This window comes from Microbacterium sp., from assembly GCF_031178525.1.
GTDB lineage: Bacteria > Actinomycetota > Actinomycetes > Actinomycetales > Microbacteriaceae > Microbacterium.
The window spans coordinates 1-3,990 of sequence record NZ_JAPSJA010000213.1 but is presented as its reverse complement, the minus strand read 5'-3'; the positions used below and the strand labels follow the sequence as shown (position 1 = coordinate 3,990).

At 71.7% G+C, this 3,990-nt stretch carries 2 protein-coding genes; one reads left to right on the top strand and one right to left on the bottom strand.

Annotated features, from left to right (window positions below):
* Positions 1-1,618, bottom strand: a 1,618-nt coding sequence (locus RIF89_RS11750) for a thiamine pyrophosphate-binding protein (protein WP_309069293.1), incomplete at its 3' end; no start/stop codon positions are given.
* Between the two features lie 289 nt (positions 1,619-1,907).
* Here RIF89_RS11750 and RIF89_RS11745 point away from each other — a divergent pair.
* The gene (locus tag RIF89_RS11745; protein WP_309069292.1) at positions 1,908-3,824 is read left to right on the top strand and encodes an FAD-binding monooxygenase; all 1,917 of its coding nucleotides are present in this window, start codon (positions 1,908-1,910) and stop codon (positions 3,822-3,824) included.
* Positions 3,825-3,990: the final 166 nt, after the last annotated feature.

Sequence of the window (3,990 nt, the reverse complement as noted above, 5' to 3'; positions counted from 1 at the left end):
GATACGGCGCGATCACGTCGCCCGAGATGCGCAGGTCGAGCACCAGGAACGGGCGGGCGTCGGCCGGCTCGCTCGCCCACGTCGCCAGGCGGTCGAGGTCGGCCAGGCGCTCGACGACGACGCCCTCCGCGCCCGCCGCGCGTCCGAGCGCGGCGAAATCGACCTGCGGGATCCGCATCGGGCCCTCGTGCAGCCCCTTCAGGCCGTAGAGGTTCACCTCGGCGCCGTACGCCGCGTCGTTCCAGACGACGGCGAGGCCCCGCCCGCGCGCCGTGCGCACGGCGGTCTCCAGGTCGGCCAGGGCCATCAGGCCGCCCCCGTCGCCCGTCGTAAGCACCACCGTCGCGTCCGGTTCCGCCTGCGCCGCACCCGCGACGCTCGGCCAGCCGAGGCCGATCGACTGGAACGCCGTGCCGATCATGACCATCCGTCCGGGCGACGCGACGGGCCAGAACATGTTCGCCCACGCGATGAAGTGGCCGCCGTCGCTCACGACCACGCGGTCCTCCGGCAGCAGGGCGCCGATGCGAGCCGCCGCGGCGCGCGGATCGAGCCGGCCGTCGGGGGCGAGCTCGCCCTCGACGAGCTGGCGGCGCAGGGCGTCCATGTCCAGGTCGTCGCGCCAGGTCGCGCGGGCGCCGATCGCGGCCACCTCGTCGGCGAGCAGCTCCGCCACGATGCGGGCATCGCCACGGATGTATTCGCCGACGCGCGGGTGTGTCGCGGTCGCGGCGATGTCGACCTGGATCAGGCGCGCTTCCGGCTGCAGCAGCTCGCCGAAGCGCATGGTGAACGGGCTGAGGCTCGCCCCGATCGCGACGACGACGTCGGCGGTGTGGACGAGTTCCATGGCGCCCGGCGCGCCGAAACCGCCCGTGACGCCGAGGTCGTGCGCCGCGTCGGGGAACACGCCGCGTCCGAGCGCCGTGCTGGCGGTCACGGCGCCGGCGGCCGACGCGAGCCTGCCGAGCGCTCGGCCGGCGCCTGCCAGCCAGGCGCCGCGGCCCGCGAGCAGGACGGGTCGCTTGGCCTCCGCGAGGGCGTGCGCGGCCCGGCGGATCGCGGCCCGCGCGTCCGGCGAGGGGGCGACCGGATCCGGCATCCGCGGATCCGGGATCTCGGGCAGCGGGCCCGCCTCGAGTGTGGGGGTGTCGTACGGCAGCGCGAGGACCACGGGCGTGCGGTTCGCCAGCGCGTGCTCGATCGCGATCACGGTCGTGGCGGCCGCGTCGAGGCGGCCGACGGTGTACGTCCGCACGCCGACCACGGAGGCCAGCGCGATCTGGTCGACGTCCCACGGGCGCGGTCCGGGGGTGGGCTGATCGCCGACGACGAGGATCAGCGGGATGCGCGCCTGTGCCGACTCCGCGAGCGCCGTGAGCGTGTTCGTGAACCCCGCGCCGTAGGTCGTCGTGGCTGCCGCGATCCGGCCCGACACCCGGAAGTGCGCGTCGGCGGCGACGACGGCACCGGCCTCGTGACGGACGGCGGTGTAGGACGTTCGGGTGCCGCGCAGTAGGGCGTCGAGGAAGTACGCGTTGCCGTTGCCCATGAGACCGAAGACCTGGTCGATGTGGCGGGAGAGCGCGGCGGCGACGTGCGCGGAGACGGTGGGCATGGCGATGCCTTTCGAGACGGGTGGACGAGCCGGCAGGTGCCGCTCCTGCGGCACCCGGGTCAGGTACTCCGTATGTGTCTCGCCGCCGTCTTCGGCAGTGCTTCGTGCCCCTTTTTCGAGCACCGGCTCTGATCGTCGAGCCGGACGGGCACGATCCTAACCGCTTGCGGGCGACGCGACGCGCACCTAGACTGCCAGTGATCGATAAGCGAACGACGCGTTCGATTATCGAACACGCGGGCGGCGATGTGGCCGCCCGCCCGTATCGATGGAGATCGAGGAGAGACCCGTGCAGTTCCACCACCACGGTTACGTGTCCGGCGACCCGCGGGTCCAGCCCGCCGCAGGGATCGGCCTCGATCGCGCCGCCGAGCTCCCCGACGAGATGGACGTGCTGATCGTCGGCGCCGGGCCCGCCGGCATGATCGCCGCCGCGCAGCTGTCGCAGTTCCCCGGCGTCTCGACGCGCATCATCGACCGGCGCCCCGGGCGCCTCGCGGTCGGGCAGGCGGACGGCATCCAGGCCCGCACGGTCGAGACCTTCCAGGCGTTCGGCTTCGCGAATCGGATCATCGACGAGGCCTACCGGATCACCGAGATGTGCTTCTGGAAGCCGGATCCGGAGAATCCCCGCAACATCGTGCGCTCCGCGCGCACGCCGGACGACCCGCACGGGATGAGCGAGTTCCCGCACCTGATCGTGAACCAGGCCCGCGTGCTCGACTACTTCGCGGAGTACGCCCGCAATGCGCCGGGCCGCGTCGAGCCCGACTGGGGCTGGGACTTCGTCACGCTCGCGGTCGAGGAGGGCGAGTATCCCGTGGCGGTGACGCTGCGCCGCGCGGCCGAGGCGGGAGCGTCGGCCGGCGCCGCGGCGGGGGAGGAGCGCGTCGTCCGTGCGAAGTACGTGCTCGGCGCTGACGGTGCGCGCAGCCGCGTGCGCGAGGCGATCGGGCGTCGCCTCGAGGGCGACCAGGCGTTCCACGCCTGGGGCGTCATGGACGTGCTCGCCGAGACCGACTTTCCGGACATCCGCTTGAAGTGCGCGATCCAGTCCCACGACGGCGGCAGCATCCTGCACATCCCGCGCGAGGGCAATCACCTGTTCCGCATGTACGTCGATCTCGGCGAGGTGCCGCACGACGACAACGGACGGGTCCGCCTCACGACGCAGGAAGAGGTGGAGGAGCGGGCGAACCGCATCCTGCACCCGTACACCGTGAACGTGAAGCATGTCGCGTGGCGCAGCGTGTACGAGGTCGGTCACCGCGTCACCGACAAGTTCGACGACGTGCCGCACGATGAGGTCGGCGCCCGCACCCCGCGCGTGTTCATCGCGGGGGACGCGTGCCACACGCACTCCGCCAAGGCCGGCCAGGGCATGAACGTCTCGATGCAGGACGGCTGGAACCTGGCGTGGAAGCTCGGACACGTGCTCGAGGGCCGCGCGCCCGAGTCGCTTCTCGACACGTACTCGGCCGAGCGTCAGGAGATCGCGGTCAACCTGATCGAGTTCGACAAGGAATGGTCCTCGCTCATGGCCAAGCGGCCCGAGGACATGGAGGACCCCTCGCAGCTCGAGGACTTCTACATGAAGACGATCGAGTTCCCGGCGGGATTCATGACGCAGTACGCGCCATCGATGCTCATCGCGGGCGATGAGCATCAGGATCTCGCGACGGGCTTCCCGATCGGCAAGCGCTTCAAGTCGCATCCGATCACGCGCGTGTGTGACGCGACCCCCCAGCACCTGGGGCACCACCACCGGGCCGACGGGCGCTGGCGCGTGTACGTGTTCGCCGATGCGGCGGCGGCGGGGGAAGCGTCCAAGACGGCGGATCTCGCCGAGTGGATCCTCTCCTCACCCGACTCGCCGGTCGTCGCGTTCACCCCCGAGGGTGCGGACGTCGACGCCTGGTTCGACGTCAAGGTCGTCTACCAGCAGGACCACACGGAGGTCGAGATGGACCGCGTGCCGCCGGTCTTTCTGCCGAAGGTGGGACCGTTCGGGGTCACGGACTACGAGAAGGTCTACGCCGCCGCCCCGACCGACGACATCTTCGACGCGCGCGGCATCAGCCGCGACGGAGCGATCGTCGTCGTGCGGCCCGACCACTATGTCGCGAACGTGCTGCCGCTGGATGCCACGGAAGCGCTCGCGGACTTCTTCGCGGGCATCTTCCGGAAGCAGCCGGCCGCGGTCTGAGTCAGGCGCCGAGAGCGCGCGCGATGTTCGCGGCGGCGACATGCAGCCGCTCGGCGATCTCCGCCTCGGGATGTGTGAGCGAGACGTGGATCGCGGCGACCGAGGCGAGCGGCTGGCCGGGCAGCACGAGCGGCACGGCCACGGACCACAGCGAGGGCACGACCTC